The following is a 14,945-nucleotide window of genomic DNA, read 5'->3' as shown; positions in this document are numbered from 1 at the left end:
GGAGTTGTTCTCGGTGGGTGCCTAGGCGGGAGGTTGTTGTTGGTTGGTGCCCTGGAGAGTCTTGATCTAGGCAAGTTGTTAATCAACCCACTATCAAGCGACGGGGCTCCTCCGGCAGGCCCCGATCCCCAAGACCCGTTGCACCCCCTCCCTCGTAATGGATCTGAACCAAAAAGCCGGCTAACGGATTTGAACCGATGGCCTTCGCTTTACAAAAGCGCTGCTCTACCACTGAGCTAAGCCGGCAATGGAAGTCGCTTGGCGGCTTCCTGTTCTGAGCTTATCGCTCACCCAGCGCCCAGAGCAGCAGCTGGGTGCGGCTTTGGCAGCCGGTTTTGGCCAGCAGGCTCGACATATGACTTTCGACCGTGCGCCTGCTGAGAATTAAGGCGGCGGCAATTGCCTTGTTGCTGTAGCCCCGTTCCAGTTGCTCGAGCACACGCCGCTCTGCGGCGGAGAGTTCTGAATGCTCGAAGGCTGTTGAACAGGGCATGGCATTGGTGTGGCTGCCCTTAAGAGTTCCCACACCGTCTCAGGAACTGATCTCGTTCTCCAGGGTCGGCTCAGGGATAGGGGCGGGAGCCGGCAGCTTGGCTCGTCGAATCGGCAGGTTGGCTACCAGGGCCGTGACTCTGTCCTCCGTTTCCAGGGTCACATCCCCTTCCTCAAAGTCGATTTCCACATAACGACTCACAACCTCAAGGATTTCACGGCGCATCTGTTGCAGCAGCTCGGGATTGAGGTCGCTGCGGTCGTGGGCGAGCACTAACTGCAGTCGCTGCTTAGCCGTGTTGGCACTGGCTGGCTGCCGCCCCAACAGTTTGTTGATCACATCAAGCAAGGTCATCGGCTTCAGAAGATCTTGGTTTGCATCAGGCGCCCGATCTTGGCCCGCAGCCCTTGGCGCTCCTTGCTCGGATCGATCAGCGGCACCTCTTCACCCTGCAGGCGGCGGGCCACATTGGTGTAAGCGCGGCCAGCAGGGGAACTATTGCCAGTGAGGGTGAGGGGCTCACCGCGGTTGGTGCTCACGATCACCTGCTCGTCTTCCAGCACGAGGCCAAGTAGGGGCAGGGCCAGGATGTCGGTGACATCGCTGACGGCCAGCATCTCCTGGTTTGCCATCATTTTGGGCCGCACCCGGTTAAGCACCAGCTGGATTGGCTTTACGCCTTCACTGTTGAGCAGGCCAATCACCCGGTCGGCATCGCGCACGGCCGAAACCTCCGGGGTTGTGACCACGATTGCTTCGCGTGCGGCCGCCATGGCGTTCTTGAAGCCGCCCTCAATGCCTGCCGGCGCATCGATTAAAACGTAATCGAAGTGCTCTCCAAGCATTGCAGCGATCTTACGCATGTCGTCGGGCTGGAGCCACTCGAGCATCCGTGGATTGCCAGCGGGAAGCAAGGCCAGATTTGGCTCCAGCTTGTGCTTTACCAATGCTTGCTCGAGGCGACAGGTTTCGGCCAGCACCTCTTGCGCCGTGTAAACGATCCTGTTTTCCAGGCCGAGCAACAAGTCGAGGTTGCGTAGGCCGAAGTCGGCATCGAGCACGGCGGTGCGAGCCCCTTGCTTGGCAAGGGCTATGCCGAGATTGGCGGTGAGGGTGGTTTTGCCCACGCCTCCTTTGCCGGAGCAGATCAGGATGTAGCGGGTAGACGTGGCGGCCACGGCACAGGCTGGATTGAGGGCAGGTTAAGGCCAAAACCTTGAGTTGCAGGTATTGGGGCTGGCATTGCTACTGGCCGCAGCTGCTCTAAAAGGGGTGTTCAGGCTCTGAGAAGGTATGACCCAAGCCCCAGGTGGGCCTAGCCATCTGCACCACCACCAGCAGCTGCTGGTGATGCCCGATGACGGCGCAGCGGCTGTGGTGGCTTTGATCGACTCTGCCCAGGAGACACTTCGGATCAAGCAGTTCAAGTTGCAGTCGGAGACCATTGAGCAGGCCTTGATCCGGGCTCAGCAGCGTGGCGTGCTGGTGCGGGTGATGCTCAATCCGCACACCTCCGGCGGTGACCGTTGGAATGATGAGGCCCATGCCCGCCTCGATGCCTGCGGCATTCAGGTGGCCTGGACCAGCGAAGCCTTTCCAGTCACCCATGAGAAGTCGCTGGTGGTGGATTCCACCTGCGTGCTAATTGCCACCTTTAACCTCAGCGACAAATACTTCACTGAGACCCGTGACTACGGGGTCGTCAGTTATGCAGTGCCTGTGGTGGAGCAGGTGATCGCCTGCTTTGAGGCCGACTGGAACCGCAGCTTTTTCCATCCCGATCTCACTGTGGGCCTGGTGTGGAGCAGCGTTCACAGCCGCGGCCAGATGGCCAGGATCATTGATATGGCGCTCGAAAGCCTTTGGATTCAGCACCCAAAATTTGTGGATGCGGTGATTTTGGAGAGAATAATTTCGGCCCGGGAGCGCGGCGTGAAGGTGCGCTTCCTCTGTGGTGGCAAGCACGGCATCTCCGACTGGGACATCTACGACACATTCTCTTCGCTGCGGGTAATGGAGCGCTTTGGTGTGAAGGTGCGGCGGCAGAAGCATCTAAAACTGCACGCCAAGTTGCTTTTGGTTGACGGTGCCTACGCCCAGACCGGTTCGATGAACATCGATCGCAGTGCCTTTGATCTGCGGCGCGAGCTTGGCATCGAATCAGATGCTCCCGAGGTGGTGGAGAGGCTGCGCAGCACCTTCCAGGCTGATTGGGATGCGGCAAAGAAATATCACGCTCCAGATCCCCTTGATCCCAGCCTGCACGAGGACGGCGAATTGCCACCAGATCCCCACTTCGTCCATGACTGATCGGCGCCCCAGCCTTTCTGAGTTGTTCTGGGGGATGCTCCAGGTGGCGCTCTCGGCCTTTGGTGGTGGCCTGTCCGCCTGGAGCCAGCGGATTGTGGTCGAGCAGCGCCGTTGGATGTCCAACGAGCAATTCCTCACCGGACTCACGGTTGCCCGCCTTTTCCCCGGGCCAAACCAGATCAACATGGCCGTGTACATCGGCGCCGAGTTCAACGGTTTGCCAGGCGCTTTAGTAGCCCTGGCCGGCATGTTGCTGCTCCCCTTCAGCCTGTTGATGGGGCTGGGTTTGGCCTATTTCCATTTCCACACCATCCCCTCGGTAGATCGGGTGCTTGCCGGAGTGGTGGCGGCAGCAGCAGGGATGGCCCTCTCAATGGGTTTCAAGATTCTTGATCAGTATTGGAATGATCGGGTTGCTTTGTTGCTTGCTGTGGTGGTCTTTCTGGCACTCAGCTTGTTTGACCAGCGCTTGATTCCTGTGGTGTTGATCGCCGGTCCCTTGGCCATGGCTTGGTATTGGCCCCGCCGGCGGACCAACCCATGAGTGGGCTGCTGGCCGCGGCGGTGGCGTGTGAGCCAGCTCGCCTCTCCGATTTGGGCACCTTGGCGCAGGTGCTCTGGCAGTTTTTATCGCTGTCGCTGTTTTCACTCGGCGGTGGCAATACCCTGCTGGCGGAATATCACCATTTGGCGGTGGCCCAGTTTTGCTGGCTTACTAATACCCAATTCGCCGATCTTTATGCCCTGGCGGAGGCGGCACCTGGTCCCAGCTCAATGTTGGTGGGTTTGCTTGGTCTCGGGGCCGGCTGGCGGGAGGGGCCTTTCTGGGCCCTGCTCTGCGCCTACGGCGCCGAAGCAGCGATCCTGTTGCCCTCTACCTTGCTTATGGTCATGGCCTGCCTTAGTTGGAAGCGCCTTGAACACTCCCCCTGGCGCGTGGCGTTTGAGCGAGGCCTAGGGCCAATAACCTTAGGAATTTTGTTTGCCGTGGGGCTCAAGATTCTGCGCACGGCTGACACCAATTGGGCTGGGGTGGTGGTGTCAGTTCTGGTTTGCGTGCTGATGTTGCGCACCCGCATTTCGCCGCTCTGGTTTATGGCGGTGGCCGGTGTGCTGGGCGGTCTGGGTGTAATTAACCGCTAAGGGGCCAGACTGGTTGGGCCGGGTCTATTTGGATGGCGCCCGCCACTATCCGAGCTTCTTCGGCAAACCCGGCTGGGGGGGCGCCCTCTGGGCCCCTAGCCACCGCCCCGGCAATGCGCAGCTGCAGCGGTCGTAGCTGCAGGGCCACGATGCGGGCGAAGTTGTCGCCCTGACAGCCGGCGTGGGCAACACCCCTCAATCGCCCCCACACCAGCACATGGCCTGCGGCTGAAATCCGCGCCCCTGGGTTTACGTCCCCAAGCAGCAGCACGCTGCCCGATGTTTCCAGATGGTCGCCGGAACGCAGGGTGCCCTGATGCACTTGCAGGTCGGAATCTGGTTTGGCGGGGATCGCTGGAGCGGCTGAATTAGGCCACTGGCTCAAGATCCCCAGCCCCGCAGCTGCTACGTGGGTGTGGGGCTGACTGCTGCAGATCGTCACCAGCTCAAGCCCCCGGCCGTTCAGGGTGCGCTGCAGCTCGCCAAGTTGGCTTAGGCCAATACGCCAGGCCCCAGCCTCGAGCAGCACCTGGCCCTCGATTGGCCGATTAGCCAGCAGGGCGCCGCTATCGATTGCTTGTTGCACCAGAGCGGGCAAAGGGGTCTGGCAAGAGGCGGGCAGCACTAGCCGGTGGCTGCCTCGCCCAGATTCGTCTGCAACCAACAAGGCTCCCCGAGCAGGCTCCAACTCCGTTCCCGGCCCTATCTCCATCCCCATTCCCCCTCAGCGCCCCAGCAATTGGCGCAACTTAGGTGCCACCTCACCGGGATGGATCAGCCAGGCCAGCTCGACTTCAACAGTGAGGCTTTGCACCAGGTTTGAGCGCTGCTCCAGGGCCTGTAGGTGCTCGCCATCCCAAAGGCGCAGGCCACCCTTGTAGGGGTGATAACCGCGACTCTGGCGCTGCTGCAGGCCGCAGCTGGTTTCGGCGCTCAGGCCCTCTGCTTCGCTTAACTGCCTCGCTGCAGCCAGGAGCTCCAGTCGCTGGGCGGGGCTGCAGTGACTCACATCCGTGGCCTTGAGCAGACGCCGCTCCAGCAGTCGACCGCAAGGATCCTGCAGTTCGGCCGGGCCCTCTTCCATCCAGCGCATCAGGTGGTAGCCAGTGCGGATGTCGTCGTTGGCAAGAAATGACTCCAGATCGAGAGCGTCGCAGTGCCACAGCCAGCGGCCCATCACCTGGTCGGCCCAAACTCGCTTTGGTCCCAGGCGTCGGGCGGTGGCGATGGCCTGGTTGAGCAGCCAGTTGCACACCACGTTGAGCCGGTGGTTGTAGACGCTGCGATACATCAGGTTGCGCACCACCAGGTAGTGCTCCACGGCCATCAGGCCCTTTGGGGTGATCGCCAGCTGGCCATCGGGAGCCAAGGTGAAGGCGGCCAGGATCCGCTCGAGATCCAGCCGCCCGTAGGTAGTGCCCGTGCTGTAGCTATCGCGGACCAGGTAATCAAGCCGGTCGCAGTCCAGCTGGCTGCTCACTAAGGCCTTGATCGCTGGGCAGGGGTGGCGGCCGTGCTCTAGCAGTTCGGCCACGACGCTGGCCGTGCCGGGGGCGTGGGCTTCGAGGCGGTCGCGCAAGGCCGGATGCTCCCGGATCAGCCGCCCCGACCAAGCCTCGTGGTGCAGCCCATACATCTCCTCTCCGGAGTGGCTCAGGGGAGCGTGGCCCACATCGTGCAGCAGCGCCGCGGCGTAGAGCACGGCTCGATGTTCCGCCAGTTCATGGTGGTGGCGCTCCAGCTGTTGCAGGGCTAGGCGGGCTAGGTGCAGCACCCCGAGGGAATGGGTGAAGCGGCTGGACTCGGCTCCATGGAAGGTCAGAAAGGCTGGGCCCAATTGACGTACTCGGCGCAAGCGCTGGAAGGGAGCGGAATCGATCAGCTCGATGGCCAGGGCTTCAGCCGGATCGGTGCGATCGAGTCGAATCGCTCCGTGCAGTGGATCGTGATAGGTGCGCTCTCCCATATTCAGAGGGTCGCTTCAAGCCGGCTGGCCAGCAAGCGGCCAGCGGCATCAAGCCAGCTGTCACCCTCACCGCCGGGATCTAAGGGTTCGGGTTCGGGCAGCACTAGATCCGGTGCGATTCCCTGGTGCTGAATGTCCCTGCCACTGGGGGTGAGGTAACGGGCCACGGTTACGGCCAGGCCACTGGTGTCGCCCAGGGGTATCAGGGTCTGAATCAGCCCTTTGCCGAAGGTTTGAGCTCCCACCAGCTCACTGCGGCCATTGTCTTGAAGTGCTCCCGCCAGGATTTCGCTGGCACTAGCTGTGCCGCCGTTCACCAGGGTGAGCATCGGCCCATCGAAGAGCATGCCGGGGTTGGCCTGTTGGGGCGAGCTGAGTCCATCACGGTCCTGGGTTTCCACGATGGGCTCGCCATTGAGCAGGTCGTCGGCCACGGCTAAGCCGGCGCTCACCAGCCCGCCGGAGTTGTTGCGCAGATCAAGAATCAGTCCCTCGATCGCCTTGCTGTTGAGATCGGCGAGGGCTTCCTGCACGTCCTGGGGCACCGGTTCAGAAAATTGGGTGATACGTAGGTAGCCGAGGGTGTGCTCTCCCACCCGCAGCCGCTTGCTGCGCACCGGACGCAGCTCCACCTCCCGCCGTTCGAGCTCCACTTCGCGCGGCTGTCCTTGCATGTTGAGTTGCACCAGCACCCGGCTCCCGGCGGGGCCGCGCAGGGCGGCTGCGGTGCGTTCCAGCCCCAGCCCCCCAGTGTCCTGGCCATCTACCTGCAGCACCTCGGCGCCACTAGGGATAAGGGCTTCAGCGGCGGGGGAGCCGTCCAGGGGGGCGATCACAACGACTGCTTGGTCGTTGCTGCGCAAGCCCAGCTGCAGTCCCACTCCGGTCACGGTGCCCTGAGTGTTGGAGCGCAGGGTGGCGTAGTCGGCAGGCCGCAAAAGGCGGGTATAGGGATCCCCCAGGGGGGTGAGCATTGATTCGATGGCGTCGTAGGCATCGCCTGAGCTGTTGATTGGTTGCTCGAGCGCTTTTTGGCGCAGCCGCTTCCAATGCACCGTTTCAAAGCGGCCTGGATCTACGTAGCTCTGGTTCACCAGGCGCCATGCCTCAACCACCAGCTGCTGGGTATCGCTGAGGGCCAAGGTCGAGGTGCCGGTGGCTGCCAGCAGGGCTAGGGCCAGCACGGGGCCAAGCAAACGCTGCAGCATTGTTGCCAAGCGGTTTTTCACGGCTGTTGCAAACGGTTTAGAAGGCGCTGGCCTAGAGGGCGGGGCACTCACAAGGGGCTCGAGGTCATCGGTAGACTCTCGCAACCAAACCTCCCAGCTGCATGGCGAACACTCCTGCTGGAAACTCCGGACAGGCTTCGAACCCGGTTTACAACTGGTTCGACGAGCGCCTTGAGATCCAGTCGATTGCCGACGACATCTCGTCGAAATACGTGCCTCCCCACGTCAACATTTTTTACTGCCTGGGCGGCATCACCCTGGTGTGCTTCCTGATCCAGTTCGCCACTGGGTTTGCGATGACCTTCTATTACAAGCCAACGGTGGCCGAGGCCTATTCCTCTGTCCAGTACCTCATGACTGACGTCAGCTTTGGCTGGTTGATCAGGTCTGTGCACCGCTGGAGCGCCTCGATGATGGTGCTGATGCTGATCCTGCACGTCTTCCGCGTTTATCTCACCGGTGGTTTCAAGCGCCCCAGGGAGCTCACCTGGGTTACGGGCGTCACCATGGCAGTGATCACTGTTTCCTTCGGCGTTACCGGCTACTCCTTGCCTTGGGATCAACTCGGCTACTGGGCCGTCAAAATTGTTTCTGGAGTCCCGGCGGCTGTTCCGGTCATCGGTGATTTCATGGTTGAGCTTCTCCGCGGTGGAGAGAGCGTTGGCCAGTCCACCCTGACCCGCTTCTACAGCCTGCACACCTTCGTGATGCCTTGGCTGCTTGCCGTTTTCATGCTGATGCACTTCCTGATGATCCGGAAGCAGGGCATCTCTGGTCCCTTGTGACCTATTTATTCGAGGCCTCTCGCCTCCCGAATCTCACCCCTTAAGCTCCATACCATCACCACAAAGATCCCTGCTGCCGGTAGCTGCCATGCACATCCTTAAGAAGCCCGATCTCACCGATCCCAAGCTCCGCGCCAAGTTGGCGAAGGGCATGGGTCACAACTACTACGGTGAGCCAGCCTGGCCCAACGACCTCCTCTACATGTTCCCCGTGGTAATCCTCGGGACCATTGGCTGCATGGTTGGTCTGGCAGTCATGGATCCCGCCATGCTGGGCGACAAGGCTGACCCGTTTGCAACCCCGCTCGAGATCCTGCCTGAGTGGTACCTGTATCCGGTCTTCCAGATTCTCAGGGTCGTTCCTAACAAGCTTTTGGGCATTGCCCTGCAGACGATGATCCCCCTGGGCCTGATGCTGGTGCCCTTCATCGAGAGTTTCAATAAGTTTCAGAATCCTTTCCGCAGGCCGGTGGCCATGGCCACCTTCTTGTTCGGCACGGTGTTTGCGATTTATCTCGGCATTGGCGCAGCTATGCCGATCGACAAGTCACTCACCCTTGGTCTGTTCTGAGATTTAGGACCAAATCTGCCTAGGCACTCTCTAGGTCCCCTCATTAAGCCGCGACTTCGGTCGCGGCTTTTTTATGGCATCAATAGAGAGGCTCTTTCAGCTGCTTTGGCCCGCCCCTGGCAGAGCTCTGGGAGCTTCCCTGCCCCAGTGGCGTCCCCTATTGGCCACCTTTTGGCGCATTTGGCGCTGAAAGGCCTGCAGCGGCGCCAGGGGGAAGACGGCAAATGGAATGCACCTAAATGCCTGGCCGCAATGGTTTTGGCTTGATGCGCTGTCGCGCTCGATACGGGTCCTTGCCAGAAGGGCAGAGGAGGTGATATGTTTTTGGACTGCGCGCAAGGGCGAAGAACCCGAAGCGAGCAGGCTTACGACGAAGAAGGCGAGAGCCGACGGTGTTGTAAGTTTTCTGAGTCGCTGAGAGGCGACGTTCCGCCGAGAACTCCCGAGAGGGGGAGGAAGCGGAAGCACCTGGACAACTAAAAAGTTTAGGAACTGACGCTTTCACTGCGTCACGGGTCAAAGGAGCCTGCACCGCCTGAGAGGGAGGGTGTTGGAGCTTTGGTTTTATTAGCTGAGAGATCAGCTAGTGACGGAAATAGCAGTGAAGGTGTGAGGTCCCGTCAAAAAAGAACAAGCGTGACGCGCCTGTTGGTTGGTTTTTGTTTCCTTCTCACGAGGGAACAGGAGCTGGTGTGCCGATGGGAGAGGCGAGCGCGACCGGATCTGGGATTCGGGAAAGTCAAGAGGAAAGAAATTTCTGAATGCACTCTTTGAAACCTTCTGTCAGAGGAAGGGGCTCCAACTGTGAGACCTACGCCAGTGGGTTGATGCGGGTGAGAAGCAATTCAGGTTGAGGCGAAAGCCGATAGGACGTGAACTACAACGGAGAGTTTGATCCTGGCTCAGGATGAACGCTGGCGGCGTGCTTAACACATGCAAGTCGAACGAACCTTCGGGTTAGTGGCGGACGGGTGAGTAACGCGTGAGAATCTGCCCTCAGGAGGGGGATAACGGCTGGAAACGGCCGCTAATACCCCATATGCCGAGAGGTGAAATGAATTTCGCCTGAGGATGAGCTCGCGTCTGATTAGCTAGTTGGTGTGGTAAAGGCTCACCAAGGCTTCGATCAGTAGCTGGTCTGAGAGGATGATCAGCCACACTGGGACTGAGACACGGCCCAGACTCCTACGGGAGGCAGCAGTGGGGAATTTTCCGCAATGGGCGCAAGCCTGACGGAGCAACGCCGCGTGAGGGATGAAGGCCTCTGGGCTGTAAACCTCTTTTATCAAGGAAGAAGATCTGACGGTACTTGATGAATAAGCCACGGCTAATTCCGTGCCAGCAGCCGCGGTAATACGGGAGTGGCAAGCGTTATCCGGAATTATTGGGCGTAAAGCGTCCGCAGGCGGTTTTACAAGTCTGTCGTTAAAACGTGGAGCTCAACTCCATTTCGGCGATGGAAACTGTAAGACTAGAGTGTGGTAGGGGCAGAGGGAATTCCCGGTGTAGCGGTGAAATGCGTAGATATCGGGAAGAACACCAGTGGCGAAGGCGCTCTGCTGGGCCATAACTGACGCTCATGGACGAAAGCCAGGGGAGCGAAAGGGATTAGATACCCCTGTAGTCCTGGCCGTAAACGATGAACACTAGGTGTCGGGGGAATCGACCCCCTCGGTGTCGTAGCCAACGCGTTAAGTGTTCCGCCTGGGGAGTACGCACGCAAGTGTGAAACTCAAAGGAATTGACGGGGGCCCGCACAAGCGGTGGAGTATGTGGTTTAATTCGATGCAACGCGAAGAACCTTACCAGGGTTTGACATCCTGCGAATTCCTTGGAAACTTGGAAGTGCCTTCGGGAGCGCAGTGACAGGTGGTGCATGGCTGTCGTCAGCTCGTGTCGTGAGATGTTGGGTTAAGTCCCGCAACGAGCGCAACCCACGTCTTTAGTTGCCAGCATTAAGTTGGGCACTCTAGAGAGACCGCCGGTGATAAACCGGAGGAAGGTGTGGATGACGTCAAGTCATCATGCCCCTTACATCCTGGGCTACACACGTACTACAATGCTACGGACAAAGGGCAGCAAACTCGCGAGAGCTAGCAAATCCCATAAACCGTGGCTCAGTTCAGATCGTAGGCTGCAACTCGCCTACGTGAAGGAGGAATCGCTAGTAATCGCAGGTCAGCATACTGCGGTGAATACGTTCCCGGGCCTTGTACACACCGCCCGTCACACCATGGAAGTTGGCCACGCCCGAAGTCGTTACTCCAACCCTTGTGGAGGAGGATGCCGAAGGTGGGGCTGATGACTGGGGTGAAGTCGTAACAAGGTAGCCGTACCGGAAGGTGCGGCTGGATCACCTCCTAACAGGGATACAATAACTAATTGTGATGTCTGAGTAATTTATTCTCAGGCCATGATTCTGTCATCTCTAAGGTCGATCGGTGCCTCAATTTGAGAATTCAAGAAGAGCTGAGAAATCAGTTTGGAGATGAATGTCTTAATTTCAGTTCCTAAACTTTGTCTAGGTCACCCCACAGCGGGTAAAGCCGAGAGCACGAATTTTATTATTTGTGTTTGATCTGGCAAGTCGAAAGGCGAGCTAGGTTGCGGCGAGAGCTCCTGGGCCATTAGCTCAGGTGGTTAGAGCGCACCCCTGATAAGGGTGAGGTCCCTGGTTCAAGTCCAGGATGGCCCATTCGTGTTTGGGGGTTTAGCTCAGTTGGTAGAGCGCCTGCTTTGCAAGCAGGATGTCAGCGGTTCGAGTCCGCTAACCTCCATCCAATAATGATGCTCATCCCTCAATCTGTAACTGCAAGTTTTGCGGTAAGGAGTTTTGCTGTGTATGTGATCTTGACTGTTGTTCGCTGAAGATTTCAGCTTCTTTTCATTCTTAATGAGTTAACCAGATAGCTGGTTAGTAAGTTTGGTTGAAAAGACGCTGGATTCAATCCTGCCCTGGAGACAGGGCTGTTTGAATGTCAGCAGAACCTTGACAACTGCATAGGTAAAGTCTGGAAATAAAGCATCTCATGGATGCTTGATTCTAGCTTGAGTTTTATCCAGCAATGGATAGGGCTTAAAGCTGGTATCAAGAAAATTCTATTGAGTTTTTAGAGCCGAGAGCTTCCAGTTTTCTTCTGAGCCCGCCGAGGGTTTGGGAGTTTGATCCTGGCATTCAAACCGCATTAGGTGCTCAAAGAGATTTGAGTATTAAGTGTAGGTGAATCTAGAGAGAATAGGCCTCAACAGCCTGAAGGACTGGGAGTTGAAATTGGTCAAGCTACAAAGGGCTCACGGTGGATACCTTGGCACACAGAGGCGATGAAGGACGTGGTTACCTGCGATAAGTCTCGGGGAGCTGGAAACACGCTTTGATCCGGGAATTTCCGAATGGGGCAACCCTTAGAACGGCCGCCTGAATCCATAGGGCGGCACGAGCCAACCCAGCGAACTGAAACATCTTAGTAGCTGGAGGAAAGGAAAGTAAAAACGACTCCCTGAGTAGCGGCGAGCGAACGGGGAAGAGCCTAAACCGATGCTTCCGAGCATCGGGGTTGTGGGACAGCAACGTGGACCAACAGAGTTAGAAGAAGCGTTTGAATGGCGCGCCACAGAGGGTGAAAGCCCCGTATTCGAAAACAAAGTTGGCCTAGCTGTATCCCGAGTAGCACGGAGCACGTGAAATTCCGTGTGAATCTGCGAGGACCACCTCGTAAGGCTAAGTACTCCTGTGTGACCGATAGCGAAACAGTACCGCGAGGGAAAGGTGAAAAGAACCCCGGGAGGGGAGTGAAATAGAACATGAAACCGTGAGCTTACAAGCAATGGGAGCCCGACTAATCGGGTGACCGTGTGCCTGTTGAAGAATGAGCCGGCGACTTATAGGCACTGGCAGGTTAAACCGGGAATGGTGGAGCCATAGCGAAAGCGAGTCTGAATAGGGCGATCGTCAGTGTTTATAGACCCGAACCCGGGTGATCTAACCATGGCCAGGATGAAGCTTGGGTGATACCAAGTGGAGGTCCGAACCGACTGATGTTGAAAAATCAGCGGATGAGCTGTGGTTAGGGGTGAAATGCCAATCGAACCCGGAGCTAGCTGGTTCTCCCCGAAATACGTTGAGGCGTAGCGTCTAGTGCTCCAGCAGGGGGGTAAAGCCACCGTTTCGGTGCGGGCTGCGAGAGCGGTACCAAATCGATACGAACTCTGAATACCCTGTGTGTAACTAGGCAGTCAGACTGTGGGGGATAAGCTCCATGGTCGAAAGGGAAACAGCCCAGACCGCCAGCTAAGGTCCCCAAATCAATGCTGAGTGATAAAGGAGGTGGGATTGCCCAGACAACCAGGAGGTTTGCCTAGAAGCAGCCATCCTCAAAGGAGTGCGTAATAGCTCACTGGTCGAGCGATCCTGCGCCGAAAATGAACGGGGCTAAGCATTGTACCGAAGCTGCGGATTAAACTTGTTTAATGGTAGGGGAGCGTTCCATGCGGGGTGAAGCGTTAGCGTAAGCGGGCGTGGACTACATGGAAGTGAGAATGTCGGCTTGAGTAGCGAAAACATGGGTGAGAATCCCATGCCCCGAAACCCTAAGGGTTCCTCCGGCAGGCTCGTCCGCGGAGGGTTAGTCAGGACCTAAGGCGAGGCCGAAAGGCGTAGTCGATGGACAACAGGTCAACATTCCTGTACCTGTGATGTTTTGGGAAGGGGGACGGAGAAGGCTAGCCAAGCCAGATGTTGGTTACTGGTCCAAGCGTTCGAGGCGTTGAGAACCGGCGAAAACGGTTTGAGCTGAGGCGTGAGTGCGAGCTGCTACGGCAGCGAAGTTGGTGACGTCATGCTTCCAAGAAAAGCCCTATACCCGTTAAGGCATCATGGCCTGTACCCGAAACCGACACAGGTGGGGTGGTAGAGAATACCGAGGGGCGCGAGGTAACTCTCTCTAAGGAACTCGGCAAAATGACCCCGTAACTTCGGGAGAAGGGGTGCCACCGCAAGGTGGTCGCAGTGAAGAGGCCCAGGCGACTGTTTACCAAAAACACAGGTCTCCGCTAAGTCGCAAGACGATGTATGGGGGCTGACGCCTGCCCAGTGCCGGAAGGTTAAGGAAGCTGGTCAGCGTAAGCGAAGCTAGCGACTGAAGCCCCGGTGAACGGCGGCCGTAACTATAACGGTCCTAAGGTAGCGAAATTCCTTGTCGGGTAAGTTCCGACCCGCACGAAAGGCGTAACGATCTGGGCGCTGTCTCGGAGAGAGGCTCGGCGAAATAGAATTGTCTGTGAAGATGCGGACTACGTGCACCCGGACAGAAAGACCCTATGAAGCTTTACTGTAGCTTGGTATTGTGCCCGGGCTCTGAATGCGCAGGATAGGTGGGAGGCTTTGATCAACAGCTTGCGGGTTGTTGTGAGCCAACGGTGAGATACCACTCTTTCAGAGCTAGGGTTCTAACAGTCACCCGTTATCCGGGGACTGGACAGTATCTGGTGGGCAGTTTGACTGGGGCGGTCGCCTCCTAAAAGGTAACGGAGGCGCGCAAAGGTTTGCTCAGGCTGGTTGGAAATCAGCCGACGAGTGTAAAAGCAGAAGCAAGCTTGACTGTGAGACCTACAAGTCGAACAGGGAGGAAACTCGGCTTTAGTGATCCGACGGTTCTGCGTGGAAGGGCCGTCGCTCAACGGATAAAAGTTACTCTAGGGATAACAGGCTGATCTCCCCCAAGAGTTCACATCGACGGGGAGGTTTGGCACCTCGATGTCGGCTCATCGCAACCTGGGGCTGAAGTCGGTCCCAAGGGTTGGGCTGTTCGCCCATTAAAGCGGTACGCGAGCTGGGTTCAGAACGTCGTGAGACAGTTCGGTCCATATCCGGTGCATGCGCAGGAATATTGAGAGGATTTCTCCCTAGTACGAGAGGACCGGGAGGAACGCACCTCTGGTGTACCAGTTATCGTGCCAACGGTAAACGCTGGGTAGCCATGTGCGGAGTGGATAACCGCTGAAAGCATCTAAGTGGGAAGCCCACCTCAAGATGAGTATTCCCATGGCGTTAGCCAGTAAGGTCACGGGAAGAACACCCGTTGATAGGCTCTATGTGGAAGCGCAGTAATGCGTGAAGCAGAGGAGTACTAATAGACCGAGGGCTTGACCAAAACTCAGGCTCTAAACAAAAGCTTGTTTCCAGTTTGCAATCATTAAGCCTTAGGGTTTAGTAGTTGACTTACCTATGTAGTTCTCAGGGTTCAACCTGAGGATGAATACTATCCTGGTGTCCATGGCGCAGTGGAACCACTCCGATCCATCTCGAACTCGGCTGTGAAACGCTGCAGCGGCAACGATATTTGGGGGGCAGCCCCCTGAGAAAATAGCTCGATGCCAGGTAAAATATTCATCCCAATTAGCTGTTTCATCCTCTTGAAAGAGGTTGCATCAGCTAACTTAAAAGCCACCC

General features: G+C 57.7%; 11 protein-coding genes, 3 tRNA genes and 3 rRNA genes. 10 read left to right on the top strand and 7 right to left on the bottom strand.

What is annotated here, in order from left to right:
* Positions 1–174 precede the first annotated feature (174 nt).
* From KBY74_RS10320 to minD, 4 genes are all read right to left on the bottom strand, one after another.
* Positions 175–246: transfer RNA gene (locus KBY74_RS10320), tRNA-Thr, on the bottom strand.
* A 34-nt stretch (positions 247–280) separates the two neighbouring features.
* Entirely contained in the window at positions 281–493 is a 213-nt protein-coding gene (locus KBY74_RS10315) for a response regulator transcription factor (RefSeq protein WP_106632809.1), read from the bottom strand.
* Between the two features lie 39 nt (positions 494–532).
* Positions 533–847 (bottom strand): cell division topological specificity factor MinE, encoded by a 315-nt coding sequence (minE, locus tag KBY74_RS10310; protein ID WP_254942623.1) that lies wholly within the window; start codon positions 845–847, stop codon positions 533–535.
* Between the two features lie 5 nt (positions 848–852).
* On the bottom strand, positions 853–1,671 hold the full coding sequence (gene minD, locus KBY74_RS10305; RefSeq protein WP_254942622.1) for a septum site-determining protein MinD: 819 nt from the start codon (positions 1,669–1,671) through the stop codon (positions 853–855).
* A 115-nt stretch (positions 1,672–1,786) separates the two neighbouring features.
* On the opposite strand from minD, the gene KBY74_RS10300 reads away from it, so the two are divergent.
* Genes KBY74_RS10300 through KBY74_RS10290 form a run of 3 tightly spaced genes read left to right on the top strand, consistent with a single transcriptional unit; the run spans position 1,787 to position 3,946 of the window.
* Entirely contained in the window at positions 1,787–2,803 is a 1,017-nt protein-coding gene (locus KBY74_RS10300; protein ID WP_254942621.1) for a phospholipase D-like domain-containing protein, read from the top strand.
* Positions 2,796–3,347 (top strand): chromate transporter, encoded by a 552-nt coding sequence (locus tag KBY74_RS10295; RefSeq protein ID WP_254942620.1) that lies wholly within the window; start codon positions 2,796–2,798, stop codon positions 3,345–3,347. Before KBY74_RS10300 ends, KBY74_RS10295 begins: the two co-directional genes overlap by 8 nt.
* Complete coding sequence (locus tag KBY74_RS10290; RefSeq protein ID WP_254942619.1) at positions 3,344–3,946, top strand: chromate transporter; 603 nt, start codon at positions 3,344–3,346, stop codon at positions 3,944–3,946. The genes KBY74_RS10295 and KBY74_RS10290 overlap by 4 nt, the downstream gene beginning before the upstream one ends.
* Here the strand turns inward: KBY74_RS10290 and minC are convergent.
* From minC to ctpZ, 3 genes are read right to left on the bottom strand one after another with little or no spacing between them, the layout of a single operon-like run.
* A complete protein-coding gene (gene minC, locus KBY74_RS10285) occupies positions 3,936–4,613 on the bottom strand; it encodes a septum site-determining protein MinC (RefSeq protein ID WP_254942618.1) in 678 nt (225 codons plus the stop codon). The genes KBY74_RS10290 and minC overlap by 11 nt on opposite strands.
* A gap of 57 nt (positions 4,614–4,670) precedes the next feature.
* Positions 4,671–5,912, bottom strand: coding sequence for an HD domain-containing protein (locus KBY74_RS10280; RefSeq protein WP_254942617.1), 1,242 nt, complete (start codon positions 5,910–5,912; stop codon positions 4,671–4,673).
* Positions 5,913–5,914: 2 nt separating this feature from the next.
* Positions 5,915–7,120 carry a carboxyl-terminal processing protease CtpZ gene (gene ctpZ / locus KBY74_RS10275; protein ID WP_261360368.1) on the bottom strand — a complete coding sequence of 402 codons (1,206 nt, stop codon included), beginning with the start codon at positions 7,118–7,120 and terminating at the stop codon, positions 5,915–5,917.
* A 122-nt stretch (positions 7,121–7,242) separates the two neighbouring features.
* Here ctpZ and petB point away from each other — a divergent pair, with 122 nt between their 5' ends.
* The 7 genes from petB (at position 7,243) to rrf (ending at position 14,875) form a co-directional block, all read left to right on the top strand.
* Complete coding sequence (gene petB / locus KBY74_RS10270; RefSeq protein WP_106632802.1) at positions 7,243–7,926, top strand: cytochrome b6; 684 nt, start codon at positions 7,243–7,245, stop codon at positions 7,924–7,926.
* Between the two features lie 88 nt (positions 7,927–8,014).
* Entirely contained in the window at positions 8,015–8,497 is a 483-nt protein-coding gene (petD, locus tag KBY74_RS10265) for a cytochrome b6-f complex subunit IV (RefSeq protein ID WP_106632801.1), read from the top strand.
* Between the two features lie 879 nt (positions 8,498–9,376).
* A 16S ribosomal RNA gene (locus tag KBY74_RS10260) occupies positions 9,377–10,861 on the top strand.
* Positions 10,862–11,118: 257 nt separating this feature from the next.
* A tRNA-Ile gene (locus KBY74_RS10255) sits at positions 11,119–11,192 on the top strand.
* A 9-nt stretch (positions 11,193–11,201) separates the two neighbouring features.
* Positions 11,202–11,274: transfer RNA gene (locus KBY74_RS10250), tRNA-Ala, on the top strand.
* 496 nt (positions 11,275–11,770) lie between these two features.
* A 23S ribosomal RNA gene (locus KBY74_RS10245) occupies positions 11,771–14,646 on the top strand.
* Between the two features lie 112 nt (positions 14,647–14,758).
* A 5S ribosomal RNA gene (gene rrf, locus KBY74_RS10240) occupies positions 14,759–14,875 on the top strand.
* The 16S, 23S and 5S rRNA genes sit together here with 2 tRNA genes alongside, the layout of an rRNA operon.
* Positions 14,876–14,945 lie beyond the last annotated feature (70 nt).

Source organism: Cyanobium sp. A1C-AMD, assembly GCF_024346495.1.
Classification (GTDB): domain Bacteria; phylum Cyanobacteriota; class Cyanobacteriia; order PCC-6307; family Cyanobiaceae; genus Cyanobium_A; species Cyanobium_A usitatum.
The sequence above is the reverse complement of the archived record's forward strand: the minus strand, read 5'-3'. Positions and strand labels throughout refer to the sequence as shown.

Excerpts from the sequence above, each read along its gene's own strand:
- KBY74_RS10315 (WP_106632809.1), bottom strand. The coding sequence starts at position 493 with ATGCCCTGTTCAACAGCCTTCGAGCATTCAGAACTCTCCGCCGCAGAG.
- minE (WP_254942623.1), bottom strand. The coding sequence starts at position 847 with ATGACCTTGCTTGATGTGATCAACAAACTGTTGGGGCGGCAGCCAGCC.
- KBY74_RS10300 (WP_254942621.1), top strand. The coding sequence starts at position 1,787 with ATGACCCAAGCCCCAGGTGGGCCTAGCCATCTGCACCACCACCAGCAG.
- KBY74_RS10295 (WP_254942620.1), top strand. The coding sequence starts at position 2,796 with ATGACTGATCGGCGCCCCAGCCTTTCTGAGTTGTTCTGGGGGATGCTC.
- KBY74_RS10290 (WP_254942619.1), top strand. The coding sequence starts at position 3,344 with ATGAGTGGGCTGCTGGCCGCGGCGGTGGCGTGTGAGCCAGCTCGCCTC.
- KBY74_RS10280 (WP_254942617.1), bottom strand. The coding sequence starts at position 5,912 with ATGGGAGAGCGCACCTATCACGATCCACTGCACGGAGCGATTCGACTC.
- ctpZ (WP_261360368.1), bottom strand. The coding sequence starts at position 7,120 with ATGCTGCAGCGTTTGCTTGGCCCCGTGCTGGCCCTAGCCCTGCTGGCA.
- petB (WP_106632802.1), top strand. The coding sequence starts at position 7,243 with ATGGCGAACACTCCTGCTGGAAACTCCGGACAGGCTTCGAACCCGGTT.
- petD (WP_106632801.1), top strand. The coding sequence starts at position 8,015 with ATGCACATCCTTAAGAAGCCCGATCTCACCGATCCCAAGCTCCGCGCC.